General features: G+C 60.2%; 27 protein-coding genes and 1 tRNA gene. 10 read left to right on the top strand and 18 right to left on the bottom strand.

Going from position 1 to position 23,735, the window contains the following annotated elements; genetic code table 11:
* Positions 1-18 precede the first annotated feature (18 nt).
* Both JNB85_RS06800 and JNB85_RS06795 read right to left on the bottom strand, forming a co-directional pair.
* Entirely contained in the window at positions 19-1,290 is a 1,272-nt protein-coding gene (locus JNB85_RS06800; RefSeq protein WP_220333586.1) for a hypothetical protein, read from the bottom strand.
* A gap of 1 nt (position 1,291) precedes the next feature.
* On the bottom strand, positions 1,292-2,302 hold the full coding sequence (locus JNB85_RS06795; RefSeq protein ID WP_420852258.1) for a glycoside hydrolase family 5 protein: 1,011 nt from the start codon (positions 2,300-2,302) through the stop codon (positions 1,292-1,294).
* A gap of 177 nt (positions 2,303-2,479) precedes the next feature.
* Here JNB85_RS06795 and JNB85_RS06790 point away from each other — a divergent pair, with 177 nt between their 5' ends.
* Positions 2,480-4,102 carry a GumC family protein gene (locus JNB85_RS06790; protein WP_220333584.1) on the top strand — a complete coding sequence of 541 codons (1,623 nt, stop codon included), beginning with the start codon at positions 2,480-2,482 and terminating at the stop codon, positions 4,100-4,102.
* Positions 4,103-4,172: 70 nt separating this feature from the next.
* Positions 4,173-4,499: a hypothetical protein gene (locus JNB85_RS06785; RefSeq protein WP_220333583.1), complete on the top strand. Its 327-nt coding sequence runs from the start codon at positions 4,173-4,175 to the stop codon at positions 4,497-4,499.
* Positions 4,500-4,512: 13 nt separating this feature from the next.
* On the opposite strand, the gene JNB85_RS06780 is transcribed toward JNB85_RS06785, so the two are convergent.
* The 10 genes from JNB85_RS06780 to JNB85_RS06735 all read right to left on the bottom strand — a co-directional run bounded on the left by JNB85_RS06780 (position 4,513) and on the right by JNB85_RS06735 (position 12,725).
* Positions 4,513-5,178, bottom strand: a complete 666-nt coding sequence (locus JNB85_RS06780) for a GNAT family N-acetyltransferase (protein WP_220333582.1) — start codon at positions 5,176-5,178, stop codon at positions 4,513-4,515.
* Between the two features lie 23 nt (positions 5,179-5,201).
* On the bottom strand, positions 5,202-5,960 hold the full coding sequence (locus JNB85_RS06775) for a cephalosporin hydroxylase family protein (protein WP_220333581.1): 759 nt from the start codon (positions 5,958-5,960) through the stop codon (positions 5,202-5,204).
* A 32-nt stretch (positions 5,961-5,992) separates the two neighbouring features.
* A complete protein-coding gene (locus JNB85_RS06770) occupies positions 5,993-7,141 on the bottom strand; it encodes a DegT/DnrJ/EryC1/StrS family aminotransferase (protein WP_220333580.1) in 1,149 nt (382 codons plus the stop codon).
* Between the two features lie 76 nt (positions 7,142-7,217).
* Positions 7,218-8,456 (bottom strand): glycosyltransferase family 2 protein, encoded by a 1,239-nt coding sequence (locus JNB85_RS06765; RefSeq protein WP_220333579.1) that lies wholly within the window; start codon positions 8,454-8,456, stop codon positions 7,218-7,220.
* Complete coding sequence (gene rfbC, locus JNB85_RS06760; protein WP_220333578.1) at positions 8,453-8,995, bottom strand: dTDP-4-dehydrorhamnose 3,5-epimerase; 543 nt, start codon at positions 8,993-8,995, stop codon at positions 8,453-8,455. Before rfbC ends, JNB85_RS06765 begins: the two co-directional genes overlap by 4 nt.
* Entirely contained in the window at positions 8,992-10,227 is a 1,236-nt protein-coding gene (locus tag JNB85_RS06755; protein ID WP_220333577.1) for a class I SAM-dependent methyltransferase, read from the bottom strand. The genes rfbC and JNB85_RS06755 overlap by 4 nt, the downstream gene beginning before the upstream one ends.
* The gene (gene rfbG, locus JNB85_RS06750) at positions 10,224-11,288 is read right to left on the bottom strand and encodes a CDP-glucose 4,6-dehydratase (protein ID WP_220333740.1); all 1,065 of its coding nucleotides are present in this window, start codon (positions 11,286-11,288) and stop codon (positions 10,224-10,226) included. Before rfbG ends, JNB85_RS06755 begins: the two co-directional genes overlap by 4 nt.
* The gene (gene rfbF, locus JNB85_RS06745; protein ID WP_220333576.1) at positions 11,279-12,052 is read right to left on the bottom strand and encodes a glucose-1-phosphate cytidylyltransferase; all 774 of its coding nucleotides are present in this window, start codon (positions 12,050-12,052) and stop codon (positions 11,279-11,281) included. The genes rfbG and rfbF overlap by 10 nt, the downstream gene beginning before the upstream one ends.
* A gap of 322 nt (positions 12,053-12,374) precedes the next feature.
* Complete coding sequence (locus tag JNB85_RS06740; RefSeq protein ID WP_183745823.1) at positions 12,375-12,527, bottom strand: hypothetical protein; 153 nt, start codon at positions 12,525-12,527, stop codon at positions 12,375-12,377.
* A gap of 113 nt (positions 12,528-12,640) precedes the next feature.
* Positions 12,641-12,725, bottom strand: a tRNA-Leu gene (locus JNB85_RS06735).
* Positions 12,726-12,892: 167 nt separating this feature from the next.
* On the opposite strand from JNB85_RS06735, the gene JNB85_RS06730 reads away from it, so the two are divergent.
* Positions 12,893-13,300, top strand: coding sequence for a BA14K family protein (locus JNB85_RS06730; RefSeq protein WP_220333575.1), 408 nt, complete (start codon positions 12,893-12,895; stop codon positions 13,298-13,300).
* 3 nt (positions 13,301-13,303) lie between these two features.
* Here the strand turns inward: JNB85_RS06730 and JNB85_RS06725 are convergent, their stop codons facing one another.
* Together JNB85_RS06725 and JNB85_RS31065 are read right to left on the bottom strand one after the other, a co-directional pair.
* The gene (locus JNB85_RS06725) at positions 13,304-13,597 is read right to left on the bottom strand and encodes an Rdx family protein (protein ID WP_220333574.1); all 294 of its coding nucleotides are present in this window, start codon (positions 13,595-13,597) and stop codon (positions 13,304-13,306) included.
* Between the two features lie 13 nt (positions 13,598-13,610).
* Positions 13,611-13,916 (bottom strand): hypothetical protein, encoded by a 306-nt coding sequence (locus tag JNB85_RS31065; RefSeq protein ID WP_338050309.1) that lies wholly within the window; start codon positions 13,914-13,916, stop codon positions 13,611-13,613.
* On the opposite strand from JNB85_RS31065, the gene JNB85_RS06720 reads away from it, so the two are divergent.
* Positions 13,807-14,832: a glycoside hydrolase family 25 protein gene (locus JNB85_RS06720; protein ID WP_338050308.1), complete on the top strand. Its 1,026-nt coding sequence runs from the start codon at positions 13,807-13,809 to the stop codon at positions 14,830-14,832. The two genes, JNB85_RS31065 and JNB85_RS06720, sit on opposite strands and share 110 nt — an antisense overlap.
* Before the next feature lie 79 nt (positions 14,833-14,911).
* On the opposite strand, the gene lepA is transcribed toward JNB85_RS06720, so the two are convergent.
* Together lepA and tenA are read right to left on the bottom strand one after the other, a co-directional pair.
* Positions 14,912-16,744 carry a translation elongation factor 4 gene (gene lepA, locus JNB85_RS06715; protein ID WP_220333573.1) on the bottom strand — a complete coding sequence of 611 codons (1,833 nt, stop codon included), beginning with the start codon at positions 16,742-16,744 and terminating at the stop codon, positions 14,912-14,914.
* Positions 16,745-16,820: 76 nt separating this feature from the next.
* The gene (tenA, locus tag JNB85_RS06710; RefSeq protein ID WP_220333572.1) at positions 16,821-17,519 is read right to left on the bottom strand and encodes a thiaminase II; all 699 of its coding nucleotides are present in this window, start codon (positions 17,517-17,519) and stop codon (positions 16,821-16,823) included.
* Positions 17,520-17,645: 126 nt separating this feature from the next.
* On the opposite strand from tenA, the gene JNB85_RS06705 reads away from it, so the two are divergent.
* On the top strand, positions 17,646-18,215 hold the full coding sequence (locus JNB85_RS06705; RefSeq protein WP_220333571.1) for a helix-turn-helix domain-containing protein: 570 nt from the start codon (positions 17,646-17,648) through the stop codon (positions 18,213-18,215).
* A gap of 28 nt (positions 18,216-18,243) precedes the next feature.
* Positions 18,244-18,762 (top strand): GNAT family N-acetyltransferase, encoded by a 519-nt coding sequence (locus JNB85_RS06700; RefSeq protein WP_220333570.1) that lies wholly within the window; start codon positions 18,244-18,246, stop codon positions 18,760-18,762.
* Here the strand turns inward: JNB85_RS06700 and JNB85_RS06695 are convergent.
* On the bottom strand, positions 18,744-19,370 hold the full coding sequence (locus JNB85_RS06695) for an HAD-IA family hydrolase (protein WP_220333569.1): 627 nt from the start codon (positions 19,368-19,370) through the stop codon (positions 18,744-18,746). The two genes, JNB85_RS06700 and JNB85_RS06695, sit on opposite strands and share 19 nt — an antisense overlap.
* 153 nt (positions 19,371-19,523) lie before the next feature.
* Here JNB85_RS06695 and JNB85_RS06690 point away from each other — a divergent pair, with 153 nt between their 5' ends.
* The 3 genes from JNB85_RS06690 to JNB85_RS06680 all read left to right on the top strand — a co-directional run bounded on the left by JNB85_RS06690 (position 19,524) and on the right by JNB85_RS06680 (position 22,097).
* A complete protein-coding gene (locus tag JNB85_RS06690) occupies positions 19,524-20,549 on the top strand; it encodes a histone deacetylase family protein (protein WP_220333568.1) in 1,026 nt (341 codons plus the stop codon).
* Between the two features lie 9 nt (positions 20,550-20,558).
* On the top strand, positions 20,559-21,110 hold the full coding sequence (gene recX, locus JNB85_RS06685; protein WP_220333567.1) for a recombination regulator RecX: 552 nt from the start codon (positions 20,559-20,561) through the stop codon (positions 21,108-21,110).
* 93 nt (positions 21,111-21,203) lie between these two features.
* Complete coding sequence (locus JNB85_RS06680; RefSeq protein ID WP_220333566.1) at positions 21,204-22,097, top strand: EamA family transporter; 894 nt, start codon at positions 21,204-21,206, stop codon at positions 22,095-22,097.
* Positions 22,098-22,101: 4 nt separating this feature from the next.
* Here JNB85_RS06680 and JNB85_RS06675 read toward each other — a convergent pair whose 3' ends face one another.
* Positions 22,102-22,569: a group III truncated hemoglobin gene (locus JNB85_RS06675; protein ID WP_220333565.1), complete on the bottom strand. Its 468-nt coding sequence runs from the start codon at positions 22,567-22,569 to the stop codon at positions 22,102-22,104.
* A 173-nt stretch (positions 22,570-22,742) separates the two neighbouring features.
* Between JNB85_RS06675 and mbfA the strand changes: the two genes are divergently transcribed.
* Positions 22,743-23,726, top strand: a complete 984-nt coding sequence (gene mbfA, locus JNB85_RS06670) for an iron exporter MbfA (protein WP_220333564.1) — start codon at positions 22,743-22,745, stop codon at positions 23,724-23,726.
* Positions 23,727-23,735 lie beyond the last annotated feature (9 nt).

Raw genomic sequence — 23,735 nt, 5'->3', positions numbered from 1 at the left:
CTTGGGCAAGCCGCTTCGTCAACTCAGTACATTTGCCGGACGACCCTGCCGGATGCGTGGCGTGTCGCGGAAACGCATGAACCCGATGACAAGCCAGAGAAGGCCGGCGATCTTCATCGAGAAGATTGCCGTTCCCCCGATCATCATATTCAGAAAAATGAAAAGAGAAAGTGAATGGGCGCAGCGCCGTTGTGCCGGGCTCGTGCCCGCCGGAAACAGGCAGACGAAGAGCCAGAAGGCGATGACGCCGAAGATCGTCGCGCCATAGACGAGATAGACATAGCCGCTATCGGCGAATTCGGCGACTTTATCGACGGAAAGCCCGAGGATTGCCAGTGGATCGAGATCCATCAGTTTCTTCATCGTCAGATTGATGCGCCCGGTGAAATTGTCGCCGATCGCATTGGGGTCCTTCATGTAGACCAGGAAGCCCGCGCAAACGATGAGCGGCATCAGCGCCAGATTGAAGGCCTTGGGAATCTTCGGAAAGACGAAATAGCCGCCGATACAGCAGATGCAGAAGATCAGCATCGTGCGGGTGTCGTTGGTGGTGAGGATCAGCAGCGCCGTGGCAATGGCCAGCGCGCGGTCGAACCGTGTCAGCCGGTCCCACATCGAAATCAGGTAGATCGCGATCACGCCGCAGAAATTGGCAAGCGACACCTGCTCCAGAAAGATCGAGGACGAGCGGTGATCGATGATGCCGAAGGAGAAACGGCCGGGAAAGCCGAGCGCGTTCTGGAACAGGCCCGTCGTATTGAAGCTCAGCGGCTTCAGCCCGCGCGTGTTGGCGAAATAGTCCGAGGGATGAACGATACTGACATAGAAGGGAACGCTGATGATCTCGAAGATCAGGAACAGCAGCACCATGAAACAGGCGACACGAAAGATCAGCTTCAGCGTCCGCTCGTTGCACCAGCCTCCAAGACCCGTGAAGCAGAAGATGATCAGGACGTTGCGGAAATGATCGATAAAGGCCATGCGGTTGAGCGCGCTGACATAGACCGTCACGATCAGCGTGAAGAGCATGAACAGGAAGGCCGGAAGGTCCTCCTCATAGATCCCCTTGTGCAGGATGTAGATGATTGCGCTCGCCATGATCAGGCCTTCGCTCGCCGCCACATGCGTCATCGAAAGTGGCATGACGTTGTGGTTTATGAAGGCCAGGATGCCGTTGTAGAGAACAGAAAGCAGCCCGAGGATCAGAACAGGGTAATCGAGACGCAAAGCCGGGCTGGCCGCATCGGCAACCGTTTCGAATCTCGTCCCTGTCTCTCCGATTGCTGCCACGTCATTTCCCCGCAGGCTTTACCGCTACGCAGACGGGCGCACGTTTGGCAATCATCTGCTCGAGCAGGCGCATTTGCGGGCGTTCGGGCGTGTCACGCGGCTGCACGTTGAAGGGTTCGGTGGCCGGCCACCATTCGCCGGCGGCCCAGTAGGAGAAGCCGATCCATGCGTCGCTATTGTCGGACATGGTGGCGAGCATGGTCTTCAGGCCATTGAGGCAATCCGCATTTGCAGACGCGCCGAATTCGCCTAGGAAGCCGCGTTTGCCGTTCTTCTTCAGCCAGGCAGTCACATTGGTGATAGCATCGGTCGCAGCCTTCGCGCCCTCGCAGGTCTCGTGCGTGCCGGAGGAATCGGCGTCGAGATACTGATGGAATTCATAGGCGTAGAAATCGAGCGGATCACGCACGCCGAGCATGACGGTTCCGTTCGCACCGCCGATCACATCGGTTTCCCACGTTGCCGCTCCGCTCCAGGCCGTACCGGGAACGAGGATGAGATTGCGCGCGCCGACCGCTCGAATGCCGCGGATCGCAGCATTGGCCGCTTTCAGCCAGTCGGTCGCGGGAATGTCATGCGGCTCGTTCATCAGCCCAAAGAGCACGCCGTCCTGATTGGCAAATTCGACAGAAAGCCGAGCCCAGAAATCGGCAAAGGCCGCATTCGTTGCGGGCGATTTGCCGACTTGGCCTTTGTCGTAATAGCCGAAATTATGCGGATCGAGCAGCACGTTCATCTTATGCCTGCGAACCAGCGCGACCGTATCCTTCAAACGCTGCAGTTCATCGTCGTCGAGCCGTCCGCCAAGTCTCGGCTGCAGCCGTTCCCAGCGGAAAGGCAGGCGGATAATCGTCATTCCCTTCCTGGCGAAATAGCTGATCGTTTCCTCGGTAGGATAGGTGTAGTTCGTGCCGTAGACGCCGCCGCGCTCGCCATACTCCGCGCCGGAGAGATTGACGCCGTAATAGCAAAGAGACGCGTCTGCGGCGTGGGCGGTGGACGAAATGGTCATGACGGCGGCAACCAGCAGCCTGTGCGGCAGTCTCTTCCGTTTCATGGGCCATCCTCGCGGGTCGCGGCAGGATCGCCACGTCAGCTTCGATCCCTCCATCTTAACGGTCCGTTAGCTAAGAATTTCTAAAGTCGCTCCTGCCCGGCCAAGCTTTCTCGCCGGGTGGATGCGGTGCTTATGAATCAGTATGACGGGAACAGGGTGAGCCGCTTGCCTGCCTGGCGCAGTTTTGAGTCGTCTCAGCCTGCGCCTGAAGGGAGCCGCGCGCGTAGCCCAATCATCCGGCCGACCGATTTCGTTCCGCCTCCACCACCCACCGAGCCCGATCCCCTTCCGCTTCGCCCGACAGCCTCGGAAAACCGTCCCGCCGAACCGCCACGCCGCGATATTCCTGCCCGCTCCGAACCCCCATCAGCGCCCGAACCCGCAGTCGAGCAGGCTCCGGCCGCCGCCGGACCATTGCTGGATATCAGGTCTGCGGTCGCTGCCGTCTGGAGCCGGCGCCTGATCATTGCCGGTCTTTGCCTCGTCGGTGCCGCCGCCGGCGCGGTGATCGCGCCCCGTATTCCGCAGAAATTTACCGCCGTTGCCGCCCTCTATTTCGATCCGCGTCAGATCGGTCTTGCCGACAGCGGTTCGCAGAACGCGGCCCCGTCGCCGGAAATGATTTCGACGCTGATCGATAGCCAGGTCCAGCTGCTGACCTCTGGCAACGTATTGCGCCGCGTAGCCGACGCCATGAAGCTCGATCAGGATCCGGAGTTCACCGGCGGCAGGACGGATGGCGCCGCCATCATCGGCGCGCTTCAGAAGGCTCTGCTGATTACACGCGAGAATAACACCTACGTGGTCTCGCTTGCCGCGACGACCCATGATCCGGAAAAATCGGCCAGGCTCGCAAACCAGGTGGTTACCTCCTTCATGCAGGAGGAAAGCAGCGCTTCCAACGGCCTTTACGAAAGCACGTCATCGACCCTCGACAGCCGCCTCGATGATCTGCGCCAGAAGGTGCAGGAAGCAGAGCAGGCGGTCGAAACCTTCCGCGCCGACAACGACATGGCGGCGACCGAGGGCAACCTGATTTCCGACCAGCGCCTTTCGTCGCTGAACAATCTGCTCGTCACCGCCCAGGAAAAGACCATTCAGGCGAAGGCCCGCGCCGATGCCGCTGCAAATCTCAGGGTCGAGGATGTCGTTGCCGGTAGCCAGACGGACGGAGCCACGGGCACATCGCCGCTCGTCAGCCTGCGGCAGCAATATGCCGCCCAGGCGGCTGTCGTCGGCAGCCTGCAGAGCCAGATGGGAACCCGTCACCCACGCCTGCAGGCCGCCCGCTCTTCGCTCGCCAGTATTGGCATTGAAATCAAGGGAGAGCTGCAGCGGGTCGCGACCTCGGCAAGAGCCGAATATGAGCAGGCCAAGAAGGCCGAAGACGATATCGCCAACGAACTGGCGGTCCAGAAAGCCCTGCAGGCCACGACCTCGGACAAGCAGGTGCAGTTGAACGAGCTGCAGCGCAAGGCGACGGCCGCACGTGAGCTTTACGAATCCGTTCTGAAGCGTTCCGGTGAGACCAGCGAAGAGCAGAACCTGAGCCAAAGCAATATCCGCGTCGTCTCGCCCGCCGAAGTTCCCGTCAAGGCGGATGGGCCGAGCAAGAAAGTCATCATGGTCGCAGGCATGATCGGTGGTCTGCTTGCCGGTTTTGCTGTCGGCGCAGGTTTTGCGATCCTCGCCGGTCTCTTTTCTCATCCGATCATCAGAAGCTATTTCCGTAAGCCCGGCCGCGCTTCTGCTTGATGGCAGGCTTCGATCTTCCTACATCCTGACAATGGGCATCGAGCGGACGATGCGCCGGAAAGAGGTTGTAATGCGGTTCGCTGCCGTTCTTCTGCTGTCGCTTATTGCCGATGCTTCCGCCGCGCCTGCTTTTGCTATCGACTGGCAGAATTTCGGCAAGCAGGCCGTGCAGCCGCTTTACCCCTACAAGGATCTTCCGGGCGTAAAGGCCCAGCCGGACAAGAAGGTGGAAGAGTCCTACGACTGCCATACCGAAACCGTGCAGATCCGACGCCGCTACGACGAGATCTTCCGCTCCGGCGGCATGCCGACGCTGATGTATGTCTGCGAACGTGACGGCATCATTTCCATGGACAGCCGGGTGCCGCTGCGCGGCCATTACCAGCCGGTGCGGTGAAAGCCGGAGGCGATCAAAAGCGCTTGCCGACGCGATTCTCGAAACGTTCGGCTGGAAGCTCCATCCTCAAATAGTCGAAATCAGCATTTGCTTGAGATCGGTCGACCACCGAATATTTGACCATGCCCTCTTCTTCGGTCCGGCGAAGCGGCAGACTTTCGGCGGATGCAAAACCCAGCCGGGTATAAAGGTCCATCGCTTTTTCGTTGTGAGAGAAGACGTGCAGTTCGGCCGTCCTAGCCCCGAGCCCGGAAAACATCCACTCCAGCAATGCCTCGCCGCAGTGGAGCATAAGCTTGCGGATATCGCTCGTCCGTCCGCGAATGACGTTGTCGAATTCGGCCGCGCCGGGCCGGATATTGCAGATGCCGAAATTGCCGAACCGGTTTCCCTGGAGATCGCAAATGACGAACAGGATCCTGTCGGTGGCGGGTAGGGAGATATTTTCGAGCCAGCTCCGCGTGCGTTCCTCGGTGGCAGTAAACTGGGTGAGGAAGAACGGCATGGACTGGTTTCGCCACGCCGTAAGGTCCTCGATCAGGCCGGGCTCGTGAAGCATCGACCTATCGATACATTGCAATTCGCCCACAGGCTGGCCGTTATCGTTTCTGATCGGCAGACGCAGCCGCTTGCGCGGATCTGCGTTCTCTTTCAGACTGACAATATCGACCTGCGCCATGGGCGACTACACCTGTTATCCGCTTAGGCCTTTCGGCAGACGCAATAGCCACCTGGCGAGGAAGACAGAACAAGCTTACCGTTGAGGACGGGATCGACTTCGAAACGGTCGGTCTCAGCCAAATAGTCCGTGATTGCCTGCAGTGGCTCATTGCCGCGTAGCCAGACCTTGGAGCGCTTGGTGAATGCCTGTTCCTCGGTTAGGTGGCCGATAAGCGTGTCGGCGACAACCAGGTAGCAGCCTTCTGTCACCAGCGGGCCATAGGCGCGGCATTCCGCAAGAACGTGCTTGTAGGAATGATCGCTGTCTAGCACAACCATAACACGGGCGCCTGGCGGAATCTCGGCCTTGACAGCGGCAAGTACGTCATCGTCGACGGAGCCGCCCTGGATCATCTTGATCCGGTTCGACATCGGGTGACATTCGATCGACTCGCGATTGTGGGCGCGGATGTCGATATCGACGCCGACGACCTTGGCCTTGTCGTTGCCCATGGCGGCGAGGATCGACGCCATGAAAATCAGCGAGCCGCCGCGCGCAACGCCGGTTTCGATGATGACATCGGGTTTGGTTGCCCAGATGACTTCTTGGGTCGCGAGGATATCGGCCGGAAGCTGGATGATCGGCACGCCCATCCATGACCAGAGATAGAAATAGTCGAACTTGTCGAGCCCGATCAGTGTGTTCAGCGATTGCTGGAAGCTTGCCTCGTCCTTTCCGAGCGCAAGCGACATTTCCCGCTTGTGGGCTTCGAATTCGAGACGATCGTCCTTCGTAGTCATGACTGTTCTTTGTCCTTCGCTCTATGGCTGCCTTAGGCCGACTGTTGCAGTGCCGCGCTGTTGTGGTGGATCCGGGTGGCCGCCACGTCGAGCAGCGTTGCCGCCACCCGGTCAATATCGGCTTCGCTCATGTCGTGGTAACTTGGCAGGTTGATCGCGCGATCCGGAATGCTCCAGGCGTTCACGTTCTCTGGCCGATCTTCGAACATCGAGAGGCTGGAGAGGGGATAAAAGAAGACGCGTGCGTCGATGTTGGCGGCCTCGAAAGCCTGTTGCATCATTTCGCGGCTAATACCGGTCGATGGATGGAAGACGGCGGTCGGCATCCACGCGCCGTTGGTCGTATCGCTATATTCTGGGTTCATCGAGATGCCGGGCAGGGCGGAAAGCCGGATCATGTAGGCGGCGAGGATTTCCCGCTTTCGCGAGACGAGTTCTTCGATGCGCTCAAGCTGCGCGCAGCCAATTGCCGCCTGGACGTTGGACATCTTGTATTTGAAACCGATCTCGTCGGGCCAGAACTGCTTGGTTTGGCCGCGTGCGCGGCCGTGATTGCTCAGCGTCAGCACGCGTTCATAGAGCGCGCCATCGCTGGTGACGAACATGCCGCCTTCGCCCGTCGTCAGCGTCTTTGTACCGTGGAAGGAGAAGGTGCCGAAGACACCCATCGAGCCGGCGCGCCGGCCGTGGTAGACGGAGCCAATCGCTTCTGCCGAATCCTCGATGACTGGAATGCCGGTGCGCTTGCTGATATCGAGCAGCGCGTCCATGTCGCAGAGATTGCCGTAAATATGGGTCGCGATGATGGCCCTGGTCTTCGGTGTGATGTGCCTCTCGACGTCGCGCGGATCGATGCACCAGGAATCCGGCAACACGTCAACGAAGATCGGCTTCGCGCCAAGATGGACGATCGGAGAAACGGTGGCCACCCAGTTGGTGTCTGCCAGGATTACCTCGTCACCGGCTGTGATGCCGAGCGCAGCCATTCCCATATGCAGAGCGCCTGTGCAGCTCGATGTCGCAATGGCGAAGTCACTGCCGAGATAGGTCTTGAAGTCGCGTTCGAAGCGATTGATGTAATCATAGCAATGCGCCCCCCATCCGGTTGCTGCCGCGTCTGTGGCAAAATCGATTTCAAGCTGGGTGATGGAAGGTTTGGTATAGAAGATCCTGTTTGTCATGCCGCTAATTTCTGTTGAATTGAAATCGAGATGCAGGCGCCCGCCGTGAGGCCAATTTTAGAAACCGGCGCCAGGCTCACATGATGATGTGCCGGGCGACGTCATGCTCGTGGAACACGAGATTGGGCATGTAGCCGAGTGCCACAAAATATTCGCGATCACTTTCCACGCTGACGAAGACGGCTGTGCTTTCCGGCGGACCGTCACTGAGTTCCGTCGTTATCTTTACCTTTTCATGGAGGCCGAGCTCGCGCATCAAGCCTTCAAGCGGGCCAATTTCTGTGAAGCCACCGAGAAGCAGCCTGTCGATGCCGACAGCGGAATTCACCTCGCTGACCAGTGTCTGGATGGCGACCATCAGCGGCAATCCCTCGCGGAAGGGACGGATTTCCGGATGATCCAGCATCCCGCCCCACAGGATGCGGGTATAGAGCTCATAGGCCTTGATGAAGTTCTTGCGTACGGCCCAGAAACGAAAGGCGACCGCCATGCGATTGAGCGTGAAGATCTTGCACATCTCTTCATACTGAAGGCGGGTCTCCGGCGTCAGGTTCAGCGCTCCGCGCTTGGCGCCCACGAAGAGGAAGTATTCAAGTCCTCCGCGATATCGGTCCCAGCTCGTCATGACGTCGTTGGTGCCTTCCTGCGGCCGGTCGCGCACGATCGCCGAATTGGCGATGGAGCGATAGAATGGCTTTTGCAGGAAGGCCACCGCACCCTGATCGAGGAAATGAGCGAGGAACGGGAACGGATAGAAGCAAATGTCCCGCGGGATCCAGGCCGACCGTAAGGCCGACGCGCGGTAGACCGCGATTTCCGGAAAGATGTGGCGTTCGAAAATATAGCGGAAGACCTCGGCGAAGCTGCCATGCGAGAACTTCTTGTCTTCTTCGACATCGTAGAACTTTGTGATGTCGTTTTTGGCGACTTCGTCATAGAGAAACCAGGGCGCATGAGCGCAGGTTACATCCTGATTGTCATCGAGATATTTGACCGTGTCGGCGACGGCATCGGCAATCAGGATATCGTCATCGGCGAGATAGATGAGATATTCGCCCTTGCCGAGGCGCAGGGCACTCGTGACGTTGGCGTTCGCACCCGCATTCACGTCGCGTTTGTAATAGCGTATCGGCAATCCGTGGGCGATGAATTCCTCGACCACCTTTTGGGTGCCATCGGTGGAGGCGTTGTCGCAGATGACGATTTCAAAGGAAAAGTCGAACTTATAGTCGTTCCGGCAATAGGTTAGCGCGTTTCTGAGATAGGCTTCGCGATTGTAGGTCGGAATACAGATGCTGAGTTTGATGCCGCTCAAAGGCTTGTCTCCTGGCTGTAGCTTTCAAGCGCGGCGTCGCGCTCGCTGATAACGCTCGGCGCAAAAGGCCAGGCGATGGAAAATGCGGGGTCGTCCCAGCGGACACCGCGGGCAAGCTCCGGCACATAGACTTCCGACATCTGGTAGAAGAGCTCGCAATCATCCTCGAGCGTCAGGAAACCGTGTGCGCATCCGGCAGGTATGTAGAAGGCGCTATGCCTGATCGCATCAAGCTCCACTGCCGCCCATTTGAGGTAGGTCGGCGAATCCTGCCTCAGATCGAGCGCCACGTCGAAGACCCTGCCGCGCGTGACGCGCACCAGCTTGATCTCCGGCCGCGGCTCGGCCTGATAGTGCATGCCGCGCAACGTCCCGCGCTTGTGGTTCTGCGAAACGTTGCATTGCGAATAAACAGGCACGAGACCGTGGTCGGCGAAACTCTTGGCGTCGAAGGTCCGCGCGAACAGCCCGCGCTCGTCGGAACGCGCTTCGACCTCTACGACAAAAGCACCCGAAACCGCGGTCGGAACGAATTTCATCCGATCACCGTCAATTCTGGTACGGCGACGGCAAAGCGCCCGCCCCAGGCGCCGACCCTGCCATTGGCCGCCACGACTTCGTTCTTGATGTTCCACGGCAGGATGAGAACGTAGTCCGGTTTCGTCTCGTCCATCTTTTCCGGCGCGTAGATCGGCAGCTTGCTGCCCGGCAGAAAATGGCCCTGTTTGTGCGGATTGCGATCGACCACATAGTCGATGAGATTGGTGCCGATGCCGCAGAAATTCAGAAGCGTATTGCCCTTGGCGGCAGCGCCATAGGCTGCGACCTTTTTGCCGTCCCGCTTGGCTTCGTTGAGGAAGGCGAGCAGCCCATCCTTGATCGGCGCTACGCGGCTCTGGAAGGCCTCGTAGGTTTCGACCTTATCGAAGCCTGCGGCCGCTTCGTCGGCACGCACCTTGGCAGCGCCGGGGCCGGTCGGATGAGCGGTCGATGTCGTGCGGCAGGCGAGCACGCGCAAGCTGCCGCCATGGGTCGGCAGTTCTTCGACGTCGAAGACCTTCAGGCCGTGAGCCGCGAAGGCCTTCTCGACTGCGAGCAGCGACAGATAATAGAAATGCTCATGATAGACGGTGTCGAACTGGATGTTTTCCATCAGCCGCAGCAGATGCGGGAACTCGACGCTGACGACGCCGTCTTCCTTCAGCACGCCCGAGAGCCCGCCGACGAAATCGTTGATATCGGGGACATGGGCCAGCACGTTGTTGCCGATGACGATATCGGCAGCAAGGCCGCGGGAGACGAGATCAGCCGCTGTTTCCTTGCCGAAGAAGCGCGCTTCCGTCGGCACGCCGACCTGCCGCGCCACTTCGGCGACGTTTTCGGCAGGCTCGATGCCGAGCACCGGCACGCCGGCCTCGACGAAATGTTTCAGCAGGTAGCCGTCATTGCTCGCCACCTCGATGACCTGCGATTTTTCATTCAGGCCGAAGCGCGTGCGTGCCATGATGGTGAACTGGCGGGCATGCTCCACCCAGCTGTCGCTGTAGGAAGAGAAATAGGCGTAGTGGCTGAAGATGTCTTCCGGCGGCACGAAGGCATCGGCTTGTACAAGCCAGCAATCGGAGCAGACGAAGGCGCGCAGCGGATAGGACGGCTCCGGCTGCTTGAGCTGTTCTTCCGTCAGATAGGCGTTGGCAAGCGGCGTCGAGCCGAGATCGACGAAACGATGTTTCAAGGGAGCGCCGCAGAAGCGGCAATTATGCGCTGTCATGATATTGCTTCCTCATAGGCCGCGATCTGGCCGAGCGAGAAGGCGCGCATGTCGGCTCCTTCGCGGTTGGCCTTGTACCAGGCGGCTGTCCAGTCGATTGTCCGCTGCAAGGTCAGGCGCGGGCGCCAGCCGATGGCGGAAAGCGCCAGAGCCGAGCTCAGCGTAAGCGCGGGCGCCTCCGGCAGGTGTGCTCCGGGTGCCTGTTTCCAGACGTCGTTTACGCCATGGGCGAGGCCGAGGGCTTCGGCGAGTTCCGCAACGGTTGCGAAACTCTGCGGATCCGGACCGAAATTGAGCGCGTCGGGTAACTCCGCCTCATCCGAAACCGTCAGCGCTTCGGCAAAGGCAAGATAACCGCCGAGTGGCTCCAGCACGTGCTGCCACGGACGGATCGCCTGCGGGTAGCGGAGTTGGATCGGCTGGCTACTTTCAAAAGCGCGGATGAAATCCGGGATCAGCCTATCCTTCGACCAGTCACCGCCGCCGATGACATTGCCGGCACGCACGGTGGCAACACTGATATCGCGCCCCTTGAAGAAGCTGTCGCGATAGCTCTGGACCACGAGCTCGGTGCAGGCTTTGGAATTGGAGTAGGGGTCCTTGCCGCCGAGCGTATCGCTTTCGATAAAGGGAACGCCGCTGCCATTGTTGGCATAGACCTTGTCGGAGGTAACGACGAGAACCGTCCTGACCGAGGGCGTGTCGCGCACCGCATCCAGAACGTTTGCAGTTCCCATCACATTGGTTGCGAAGGTCTCGGTCGGATTTTCATAGGAGCGCCGCACCAGCGCCTGTGCTGCCATGTGGATGACGATTTCCGGTTCGAAATCGGTGAGGTGCTGCTTGAACGCCGTCGCATCCCTGATGTCGGCGATGTGGTGTTCTCGCCCACTCCAGGGCGAAAGCCGCGCATAAAGGGAGGGGCTGGTTTCGGGTTCCAGCGAGACTGCCGCCACGTCCGCGCCGAGCTTTTCCAGCCACAGCGAAAGCCAGGATCCCTTGAACCCCGTGTGCCCCGTCAGGAACACGCGCCTGCCATTCCAGAAGTCCGTCAGGCCCATATCTTCCACGGTGCCTTTCCGGTGCGCCAGAGTTCCTCGAGCTGATTGCGCTCACGAAGCGTATCCATCGGCTGCCAGAAGCCATCATGGCGGAAGGCGGCAAGCTGCTTGTTGGAAGTCAGCCAATCGAGCGGCCCGGCTTCCCAGATCGAATCATCACTATCGATGAGATCGATGACGGAAGGATCGAGCACGAAGAAGCCACCATTGATGCGCTGTCCGTCGCCCTTCGGCTTTTCGGTGAAGGCGGTCACGACATTGTCTTCGATGATCGTCGCACCGAAGCGACCGGGAGGTGCGACAGCTGCCATCGTCGCCTTGAGGCCGTGGCTGCGGTGGAAGGCGACCTCTGCGGTGATGTCGATATCGGCGACACCGTCGCCATAGGTCATGCAGAAGGGTTCGTCCGGGTCCAGGTAGTTGCGCACGCGTCGGATACGGCCCCCGGTCATGGAATACATGCCGGTATCGACGATGGTTACCTTCCAGTTAGGCTTGGAGCCTTTGTGGTATTCGATCGCGTTGGTGGCGAGGTCGACGGTGATGTCGCTGTGATGCAGGAACAGGTTTACGAAATATTCCTTGAGCATGTAGCCCTTGTAGCCGGCGCAGATGATGAAATCATTCAGGCCGTGATGGGCGTAGATGTTCATGATGTGCCAGAGGATCGGCTTTTCACCGATCTCGACCAGGGGCTTGGGCCGCACGCTGGTCTCTTCGGCGAGGCGCGAACCCAGACCACCTGCCAGAATTACGACTTTCATCCCAGGCGAACTCCAAAGGGTCTGATAACATTCATTGCCGCCGGTAGGCGCCTGGCGAGTATGTCCGCTATGCGGGCAAGGATCGCCGCGGAGCGCAACGGCAGTAACTTCATCGTGATGCCGGTATCCGACTTCGTTCTTGTGCGAGGCTTGCCTTAGCTGACGCGAAAATAACCGGCAGCCGCGCGGCGTCCGCCCGCCCGGCAGAGTGGTTTGCCGATAGTCTGCTGGAATTATTTGCTATTTTCGCAGCGCCCCGAATGGGCGCTGCATGCCTATGATTTTTGAGGGGTAAGAAAAGCGCTCTGCAGGAACGAGGCGTTCAGAGAATGCGATCGAGCTTATGCTGGATATGCAGATTGGGCATCAGCCCGGCCGTATGGGCGGCGCGATAGGCGTTGCGCGCGGCATCGAACGTAACGCCCCACATGATGGCGCTCAGGAGAAAGGCGATGATGTAGACCTGAATCCGCATACTGACCATCGAAATAGAGCATATTGGCATTAATGTGGCAATGTTGAAGCGGCCCCGCGACGGGACGGCTTCTCGACCGAAATTACTGGAAAATAAGCTCTTTCGAGAAGGAATGGTGCCCAGAAGAGGACTCGAACCTCCACGCCTCGCGGCACAGGTACCTGAAACCTGCGCGTCTACCAATTCCGCCATCTGGGCGACGGAGAGCCATGTACGGGGGTGGCTCGTTGCTGTCAACAGGGTTTTTGAAGTTTTCCTGACAGTCTGTGAAAAAGCGTCACGAAGCCGTGGTCGCACCCACTGCTCAGCGGATGGCATGGCCTGTTTCTCCGCCCTATATAAGAGGATGTTGGAAAGGAACCGCCATGTTCGACCTTCGCCCTGCTCTTCTTGCCGGTCTGCTTGCCGCGGTGCCGCTGGCCGAGGCCGTTGCTGCCTCGCCGTCGCTTGGGCCTGTCAATACCCAGTCGACGATCTGCGACTATCGCGGCTGCTTCGGGTTCGGCCCGCAGCAGTGGCATCGCCCGGCCTATGTCCAACCGAACTATCGCCCGCCCAATGCCGCCGGTCCGAAATATTACCAGCCGCCCGGCGCCCTGCCGCCAAGGTTGACCTACGATCCGCCGCCGGTGCAGCGGGTGCGGCCCCCGGCGGACGATCGAAGCCGTCATGTGGAATGGTGCAGGAACGAATACCGCTCTTACAATCCGCGCACCGATCGTTTCGTGACTTACGAGGGCATCTACAAGACCTGCCGCTCGCCTTATCGCTGAGTATCAGCTTTCCAGCGAGGCCCGGTCGGCATGGCCGAGATCGCGGTCGGGCTCGATGATGTCGCGCACTCGTTGCTTGAGTTCCTTTGGTCCCGGAAAACCGCCGTCGCGCTTGCGCTCCCAGATCAGATCGCCATTGACGCGGATTTCGAAATTGCCGCCAGTGCCAGGAATGAGCGCCACTTCGCCAAGGCTGTCCGTAAAGGTCTGCAGCAGTTCCTGTGCCATCCAGGCGGCACGCAGCAGCCAGTTGCACTGGGTGCAGTACAGGATCGTCACGCGGGCTTTCTCGGTCATGGGGATCTCCTTATTATCCGTGAGATCTAAAGTCTTCCAAAAGACGCCGCAATGGACCGCCGCCGAATCGGCACGCCGAAAGTTCGGATTCAATCTTTTTTGACAATTTTCCGTTAGCTATTCCAGACTGGTGTTCTTCACGGATGAAAGAAGCACCTTCGGTCTTGTTTTGCGTAACGGTGCTCATGCGTTCCACGGCTGTTCCAGCGATCCTTTTTGCTTGCCTTGCTCTGGCGAGCTGCTCGTCGGCTTCCGGTCCGGAAACTCTTTCGGCCGGTGCCACCCCGAAACCGTCGAAGGAAATCACCGCTTCCGTCACCCCGCCGCCGGCATCAGTGCCGCAGGCCACAGGCCCGGCAGCCGAAACGGACGATGCGATACCGCAGGCAAGCCTTGCCTGGGAAGCACCCGCGCCTGCGCCGCGCGCCTTCTCGGCAATGACGCCCTCAGCCGTTTCGCAGCCGGGGATGCCGGTTCCGAGCGAACGCCCCGTCGAATTCGCGATGGCGGCGGCGCCTGCCATCGAGCCGCCGACCCGCGGCCGCTCGAGGGTCTATGGTTATGGTTTCCGCGATGCCAAGCCGATCAACTTCGGCAGGATTTCGCCGCGCAAGCTCGCGGTCCATGGCGTCGACGTTTCCCGCTGGCAGGGCGACATTGATTGGGAAACGCTGCGGACCCGCGGCGCAAACTTCGCTTTCATCAAGGCGACCGATGGCGGCGACCATCTGGACCCGATGTTCAAGACCAATTGGCGGCGCGCCAAGGAGGCCGGCATCAAGCGCGGCGCCTATCACTTCTTCTACTGGTGCCGTACGGCCGGCGAACAGGCGGACTGGTTCATCCGCAACGTCCCGCGCGATCCGGATGCACTGCCGCCGGTCATCGATGTGGAGTGGAACGGTGAATCGAGCTGCAAGGTGAAGCTCTCCCGCGCCCGCGTGCTGGAAAAGATGCAGGTCTTCATGGAGAAGATCGAGCGACACTATGGCAAGCGCCCGATTATCTACACTGCCCCGGATTTCTATGCCGACAATCTCGAAGGCGCCTTCCAGAACTATCACTTCTGGCTGCGAGCGGTCGCGGAACATCCCTCCAAGGTCTATCCGAACCGGAAGTGGCTCTTCTGGCAATATTCCGGCTCCGGCCTGTCGCACGGCGTCGAAGGCCGCATCGACCTCAATGTCTTCCGCGGCAGCGAGGAAGAGTGGCACCGCTGGGTGGCTGGGCTTTAAAAGCAAAAGGCTGGCTCGAAGCCAGCCTCTGATTTCGCGCTTAACCCTGAAGATCGGGCACGCAACTCTATAGCCTCGCTTACTCGTCGCCCATCTTGAGCGCCGCGATGAAGGCTTCCTGCGGAATTTCCACCTTGCCGAACTGGCGCATGCGCTTCTTGCCGGCCTTCTGCTTGTCGAGCAGCTTGCGCTTGCGGGTGGCGTCGCCGCCGTAGCATTTCGCGGTCACGTCCTTGCGCAGCGCCGAGATCGTTTCTCGGGCAATCACATTGCCGCCGATTGCCGCCTGGATGGGGATCTTGAACATGTGCTTCGGAATCAGCTCCTTGAGCTTCTCGCACATATCGCGGCCGCGCTTTTCGGCGGCCGTGCGATGCACCATCATCGAGAGCGCGTCGACCGGCTCGCCATTGACGAGGATCGACATCTTCACGAGGTTGCCCTCGCGGTGGTCGGTGAGCGTATAGTCGAAGGAGGCATAACCTTTCGAGATCGACTTCAGCCGGTCATAGAAATCGAAGACGACTTCGTTGAGCGGCAGGTCGTAGGTCAGCATGGCGCGCGTGCCGACATAGGTGAGCTCGATCTGGATGCCGCGCCGGTCCTGGCAGAGCTTCAGGATACCGCCGAGGTAGTCGTCCGGTGTCAGGATCGTCGCGCGGATCCACGGCTCGTGGATCTCCGAGATCTTGACGACATCGGGCATGTCGGCAGGGTTGTGCAGCTCGCGCTCGGTGCCATCAGTCATGTACATCTTGTAGACGACGGACGGTGCGGTGGCGATGAGGTCGAGATCGAACTCGCGCTCAAGCCGCTCCTGGATGATTTCGAGATGCAGGAGGCCGAGGAAGCCGCAGCGGAAACCGAAGCCGAGGGCGGCGGACGATTCCATTTCGAACGAAAAGGAAGCGTCGTTCAGGCGAAGCTTGCCCATGGCGGCGCGCAGATCCTCGAAATCGGCGGCATCGACCGGGAAGAGACCGCAGAACACGACGGGCTGCGCCGGCTTGAAGCCCGGCAGCGCTTCGGCGGTTGGGCGCTTGTCTTCGGTAATGGTATCGCCGACGCGGGTATCGGCCACTTCCTTGATCGAAGCGGTGATGAAGCCGATCTCGCCGGGGCCGAGGCTGTCGACATTGACCATCTTCGGCGTCAGCACGCCGACACGCTCCACCTGGTATTTCGCATCCGTGCCCATCATCCGCACCGTCTGACCCTTGGTCAGCACGCCGTCAATAACGCGCACCAGGACCATGACGCCGAGATAGGTATCGTACCAGCTGTCGACGAGCAGTGCCTTCAGCGGCGCCTTCTCGCCGCCGGGGCTCTTTGGCGCCGGCAGCTTGTGAACGATCGCTTCGAGCACGTCGGGAATGCCGAGCCCGGTCTTGGCCGAAATCAGCACGGCCTCGGAAGCGTCGATGCCGATCACTTCCTCGATCTGTTCCTTGATGCGGTCAGGCTCGGCAGCCGGGAGGTCGATCTTGTTGAGGACGGTGACGATCTCGTGATTGTTGTCGATCGCCTGGTAGACGTTGGCGAGCGTCTGGGCTTCCACACCCTGCGAGGCGTCGACGACGAGCAGCGAACCCTCGCAGGCCGACAGCGACCGGGAAACTTCATAGGCGAAGTCGACATGGCCGGGCGTGTCGATCAGGTTCAGGACATATTTCTCGCCGTTGTTCGCCTGGTAGTGCAGGCGCACGGTCTGTGCCTTGATGGTGATGCCGCGCTCGCGCTCGATATCCATATTATCGAGCACCTGCTCAGACATTTCGCGCTCGGCAAGACCGCCGGTCGTCTGGATGAGGCGGTCAGCAAGCGTCGATTTACCGTGGTCGATGTGGGCCACGATCGAGAAGTTGCGGATATGGGATAGCGGGGTCGTCGAATTGGTGCTCATGCGCGCCATATAGCAGCGCGCAGATCGCCCGCAAAGCGGTAATTATTCCGCCGTTTACGCTATTTTGCTATCCGGGGAGCGTGCCTCAGACGGGCCACTTCTCCAGTCGCCAGGCCGAATCCCAGAACATCCATTCATATTGCGAGGCACGCACGAAGACGTCCATCATCTGCTGGCGCTCCACCAGAGAGGCGGCGCGCCCGGCAATATCAGTCAGAGCGATGACCTCACGAGCGCCGGCCGCGAACTGCGGATCGCCATAGGTATTGATCCAGGCCTGGAAGACGTTGCCCTCGATCGCCGGCCTGCTCTTGATGCCTTCGCCGACATGCCAGTAGATCCAGAAGCACGGCAGGATGGCCGAGAGCGCAACGGCATACGAGCTGTGATAGGCAGTCGCCAGCAGGAAGTTCGTATAGGCGAAGCAGGATGGCGAGGGCTCGGCCGCCGTCACATCCGCGCTTGAAATGCCGAACTGGGTCAGGAAACCGGCATGCAGGCCCTGCTCGACTGTGATCGCCTTCTGCGCCGAACCGAGGAAACGCAGCACCTGCGCATTATCGGGCGCCTTGGCGGCGACGATCGCAAGGCAGCGGGCATAGTGTTTCAAGTAGATCGCATCCTGCAGGATGTAATGGCGGAAAACCTCCGGCGGCAGCGTGCCGTCAGAAAGCCGTTCCAGCAACGGCAATCGTCCGATCTCGGCCATGATTGGCTTGATCCGGTCCCAGGCTGCAGCCGTGAAGCTTCCCGCCGTCTCAGTGCCTTGCGCAATACCGTCCATCTTGCTCTCCGTCGAATGCCGCTGCCATATATCGACGGCGCCATGGTGAAAGCAAGGGTGTTCGCAGGGACTTGATTCCATCATTGGATCATGTATTTCTCCTATAGTAGAATTGCGGATCATGAAATGGAACAGGAACTCGAACAAGCGATTGGCATCCGCATCCGCACATTGCGGATGGAAAAGGGGCTGACGCTCGATGATCTCGCCTCCGCCTCAGGCGTCAGCCGCGCCATGATCTCTCGCATCGAGCGCGCCGAAGCGAGCCCGACTGCATCCCTGCTGGCAAGGGTCTGCGCCGCACTCGGTCTGTCGCTATCGGAGTTTTTCGCCGAGGAAGGGCAGGAAGCGTCGCCGCTGTCGCGTCGGCAGGACCAGCAGATCTGGCGCGATCCGGAAACCGGTTATATGCGCCGCGCCGTCTCGCCGCCAGGCACGGCCTCCAATGTCGATATCATCGATGTGGAATTTCCCGCCGGTGCCAAAGTAAGCTTCCCGCCGCACGCAGCGAGCCGCGGCATGACCCAGCATGTCTGGCTCTTCGACGGCGAGTTGGAAATGACCGTCGGCGAAACCGTTCACCGCCTGAAGCCCGGCGATTGCCTCTTCATGCCGGTCGGTGACGGCCATGTCTTTCACAATCCGGGCCACGCGCCCGCACGCTATTGCGTCGTGCTGGATCACGGCACCCGCTAATTCACGCGCTCATTGACCAGGAACCATCATGTCGACCGTCCGTTTTCTCTCCGCCGCCGAAGCCTATGCAGCCATTCCCGATCTTTGCGAGGTGCTTGCCGATTGCGTCAACGGCGGCGCTTCGGTCGGCTTCATGCAGCCCTATACGCCGGCTGATGCAGAACCCTATTGGCATAGCGTCGCCGAAGCCGTGGCCGATGGCGCCACTCTGCTCTTCGCAGCCGAAATGAATGGCAAAATAGTCGGCACGGTGCAGGTCGGCGCCGCCCAGATGCCGAACCAGCCGCATCGCGGCGACCTGAAGAAGCTGCTTGTTCATCGCTCAGCCCGCGGCCATGGGTTGGCGCGCCACTTGATGGAGATGGCCGAGCAGGAAGCAGCCCGTCGCGGCAAGACGATTCTCGTTCTCGACACGGCAACCGGCAGCGATGCCGAAGCGATTTATCCGCGTCTCGGCTGGGAGCGCGTCGGCGTCATCCCCGATTATGCGCTCTGGCCGGAAGGCGGGCTTTGCGCCACGACGCTTTTCTACAAGCGGGTGGGCTGAGGGTTCTGCGTAAAGACGGCGATGGCATCTGCGAGCGCCGACGCGGGCGTCCAATGCAATGCCTTCCAGCCGAATTGCGTGGCAGCCACGATATTTTCCTCGACATCGTCGATGAAGCCGATGTCTTCAGGGGCGGCACCGACGCCATCGGTAGCAAGACGGAAAAAATCGCTTTCGGGCTTTCGAGCACCAAGGGCTGCGGAATAGAAGATGCCGTCGAAAAGCGCGCCGAGTTCGAGCACGTCGCGCAAGTAAGCCGCCCGCCTGTGCTCCTGATTGGTGGCAAGATAAAGAAGCGTGCCTTCATCCTTCAGGCGGGCGAGGTCGGCAAGCAGTTGCCGGTCCAGGCGGGAATCGTTTTCAAACCAGTAATCGAGCAGTTTTTCGGCGGTAAGATGCGGAGCGATCCGGTCGAGAACCTCCGTCAGACGGGGTTCGATCGGCTCTTGTCCCGTAATGATCCCCGGCCAGTGCGGCTTGAAGAACTCCCGCTGAAGCAAGGACGGCGACAGGCCAAGGTCGCGTTCAAGATAGGTAAAGAGCGGCAGCCCGTCCGCTGGCCGTCCGTGGATCAGCACGCCATCGACATCGACCATCAGGATTTTCATGGGACTTAATCTCTCGAGAAAAGGAAGGCGTTCTGAAATCGGCCTGAACGTGGCGTCATCCGCCGTGGCGATCAAGACGTGTTCAACGGCTTTTTTCTTGGGGCGGGCCTGTGTAAGGCTTGAGTCTGACAGACTGATTTGCGGAGGACACTCGTGCGCGTCATCTATTCCGAAGACCACAAGCTGCGCGATGCGAAGACGGAGCTGCACGACGGCCAGCTCGTGACGCCCTTCGAGGCGCCGTTCCGGGCGGAATGGATTCTCGCCGCGGTGAAGGAGGCGGGCTTTGCGGACGTCGTCGCACCAGAGGCACATGGCTTCGAAACGGCGCGCAAGGTCCATGATCCGGCCTATCTGGAGTTCCTGGCGACGGTCTGGGATCGCTGGGTGGCCGCGGGATATACGGGCGAGGCGATTGCCAACTCCTTCCCCGTCCGCCGCACCAGCCAGCGCATACCGGAAAATATCGTCGGCGCGATCGGCCATTATGCCAATGCCGCCGACACGTCCATCACCAAGGGTTCATATGAGGCAGCCGTTGCCTCCATGCGCTGCGCGATATCGGGCGCGGACTGGCTGAATGCCGGCAACCGCTTCGCCTTCGCGCTCTGCCGCCCGCCGGGCCATCACGCCGGCATCGACCTCTTCGGCGGCTATTGCTTCATCAACAATTCCGGCGTCGCGGCCCAGCGTCTGCTTGATCACGGCGCCAAGAGGGTCGCCGTGCTCGATGTCGATTTCCATCACGGCAATGGCACGCAGGATCTCTTTTATCGCCGCAGTGATGTCTTCACCGCCTCGCTGCATGGCGATCCCATCCACGCCTTTCCCTATTTCCTCGGTCATGCCGATGAGGCGGGCGAAGGGCAGGGCGAAGGTGCCAACCGCAATTACCCGATGGCGCCCGGCACCAGTTTCGATATCTGGTCGGCAGCTCTTGCCGATGCGCTCTTGCGCATCAAGACCTTCGGCGCGGAAGCGATCGTCATGGCCCTCGGCGTCGACACGTTCGAGCGCGACCCGATCTCCTTCTTCAAGCTGAAATCGGAGGATTTCATTCGTATGGGCGAGATGGTCTCCGCTGCCGGCTTGCCCGTCGTCACCTGCATGGAAGGCGGTTACGGCGTGCCGGAAATTGGCCTCAACGTCGCCAATGTGCTCAAGGGATTGGAAGCCTGATCGCTGCCGATGACCGAGGAGACCATTCCATCCGATGTTCCGACGCCGCGTATGCTGAACTGGGCGCGCAACTCGACCATCTATCGCCTCGAACGGCGCATGATGACGGAAAAGCAGCTCTTCGACGCCATCACCCGCAAGGCGAAGGAGAAGTTCGAGGATATCAGCCCCACGCAAATCAAGGCCGTTGCCGATTTCGCCGTCAAATTCGCCTATGACATCAAGGCGATCGACGATGTCGCCTATGCGGGGATGAGCACGCGCTCCGCGGTGCGTAGTGGCAAGTCGAAGCGCGCTATTGCCCGGAAGCTCGCGGTCAAGGGCGTGTCGAGCGACAAGGTGGAGGCCGCACTCGAAGAGGCTGACGATCTCTACGCCGCAACGGTCTTTGCCCGAAAGCGCGCCTTCGGCCCCTTCCGCCGCATCGAACTCGACGAGAAGAGGAAGGCGAAGGAACTCTCCGCCTTCGCCCGCAATGGCTTCAGCTTCGAAATCGGCAAGAAGGTTTTCGATATGAGCTTCGAAGAGGCCGAAGAAGTGATCCTCTCAGGCCGCCTCTGACATCGCATCAAGCCTTTTGCTGCCCCGATCAGAAGTTTGAATTTGTCGCTTGCGCGCCGTCCCCATATGAAGAGCGCGTCATTGGAGGCATCAATGGAAGAAAGAACGAACGCCGGAACGAGCACCCTGACGGCGCAGACGCCCGCAGCGTTTGGTGGCGTCGCGGCTGGCGGGCTGATGTGTCTCATGTCCATGTCCTCCGTCCAGTTCGGTGCGGCTCTTTCCTCCTCCGCCATCGCCACCTATGGGCCGGTCGGTGCTACCTGGCTGCGCCTTGCCTTTGCGGCCATTATCCTCGCGATCGCCGTGCGCCCGCGCATGTCAAGCTACAGCCGCGCTCAATGGACGAGTGCCTTTGTTCTCGGCACCACGACGGCGCTGATGACGATGAGCTTTTTCTCGTCGATCGAACGCATTCCGCTCGGTCTTGCCGTGGCGATCGATTTTCTCGGGCCGCTTTCGGTCGCAACCATCGGTTATGGATTGAACTGGCGCCTCATCTGGCCGCTCGTCGCCGCTTTCGGCGTTCTGGCTCTCGCCCACGACGGCGAAGGCTGGGTTGGAGATTCCCTCGGTGTCCTGTTTGCATTCGGCGCTGGAACCGGCTGGGCGATCTATATCGTGCTCACGAAGAAGATCGGCGCAAGCTTCAGGGGGCTGGAAGGACTTTCCATGTCGCTCATGGTCGCTGCTCTGGTGGCGACACCCTTCGGCTTCTCGGATGCCGCGCCGAAGCTCGATGCTTTCGGTCTGGTCGAAATGGTGGGTCTCGCCATTCTCGTGCCGCTGCTGCCCTACACGCTGGAGCTGATCGCGCTGCGTCGCATGCCGACCGCCTCCTTCGGCATCCTCATGAGCCTCGAGCCGGCCATTGCAGCCCTCGCAGGCTTCGTCATCCTGGCCCAGCCGATGACGTTTCTGCAAATGGCCGGGACGGCTCTGGTCGTCGCCGCAAGCGCGGGTGCGACCTTTTCGGCGAGGCAGTAAAGGGTCAGCCCGTCTTCTTTGTGGAATCGTCGAGTGCCGGATTGTAGAAGAGCGACAGCGTCAGGCTCTTTGCGATCCGCTCCGCTGTCGCCATGAACCAGTCCCTGGCTTCCGGTGTCGGGGCCACGTCTTCGAACGTTTGCGAAAATAGCGAAAGCCATTTCGGGAAAAGATCCGGCGTCATGTTCGCCACGCCGAGATGCGCCTGCACCGGCTTGCCGCCATAGGCGCCGTTGCGGAAGGCGACGGACGACCAGAAGCTCTTCATCTTCTGCATATGTTCGGCCCAGCGGCCGGAAAGCCGCGCATCGAAGACCGGTCCGAGCTCGGGATGCGCGAGCACCCGCCCGTAGAAAGTCTCCACCAGCTTCGAAATGAAGACCTCGTCCACGCCGATCGCCTTCATCTCGGCTTCGGCTTTGTCACGGATCGCGGCAATATGCGCGGCCCGTCCCTGTATCTCGCTATTCATCTTTAACCCCGGTGCTGCTTGTGGCTAGCAGCCTCCATATAGGTTGGCGCGCCGCCTCCGCAAAGCGCGATCGGCCGATCGCGGCAATCTGTCAATCTCGCGGGGTTTCGATCTTGACCCACGGGCTACGCCCCTCTAAGTTTAGAATAATTCTAAATTATTGGAGACTACCTATGTTGGCCCGTTTTTTCAGATCACCGAAACGTTCCTTCCGCTCTCTCTCCGAGCAGGAAATCCTGGCGCTTGCTATCGCCTCGGAAGAGGATGACGCTCGCATCTACCTCGCTTATGCCGAACATCTGCGACAGGAATTTCCGGCCTCCGCCAAGGTGTTCGAAGACATGGCGGAAGTTGAGGACACCCATCGCAGGTCGCTGATCGAAATGCACCGCCAGCGCTTTGGCGAGCGTATTCCCCTGATACGCCGCGAGCATGTCGAAGGCTTTTATGAGCGCAAGCCCGACTGGCTGCGCGCCAATCTCTCCCTCGATGCGATCAGACAGGAGGCCGAAGCGATGGAGGAGCAGGCCTATCGCTTCTATGTCGAGGCGATCAAGCAGACCTCTGACGCCTCTACTCGCCAGCTTCTCGGCGATCTTGCCCTTGCCGAGCAAGGCCACGAGGATATTGCCCGCATGCTCGGCGCCAAGCACACGCCCCAAGATGTGAAGAAGGAAGAGGATGAGACAGCACGCCGACAGTTCGTGTTGACTTATGTGCAGCCGGGTCTCGCCGGTCTGATGGACGGCTCGGTCTCGACGCTGGCGCCGATCTTCGCCGCGGCCTTTGCCACGCAGGACACCTGGCAAACCTTCCTCGTCGGCCTGTCGGCCTCTGTTGGCGCCGGCATTTCGATGGGCTTCACGGAAGCCGCCCATGACGACGGCAAGATCTCCGGCCGCGGCTCGCCGATCAAGCGCGGCCTTGCCTGTGGTATCATGACGGCGCTCGGCGGCCTCGGCCACGCGCTGCCCTATCTCATCCCGCAATTCTGGACCGCGACCGTCACCGCCGCCATCATCGTTTTCTTCGAGCTCTGGGCGATCGCCTTCATCCAGAACAAATATATGGAGACGCCGTTCCTGCGCGCTGCCTTCCAGGTTGTCGTCGGCGGTAGCCTCGTGCTCGCAGCCGGTATTTTTATCGGGAATGCGTGAACGGCGCTC

Origin of the sequence: Rhizobium mesosinicum, assembly GCF_019511345.1 — a bacterium.
GTDB classification, from domain to species: Bacteria; Pseudomonadota; Alphaproteobacteria; order Rhizobiales; family Rhizobiaceae; genus Rhizobium; species Rhizobium mesosinicum.
The sequence above is the reverse complement of the archived record's forward strand: the minus strand, read 5'-3'. Positions and strand labels throughout refer to the sequence as shown.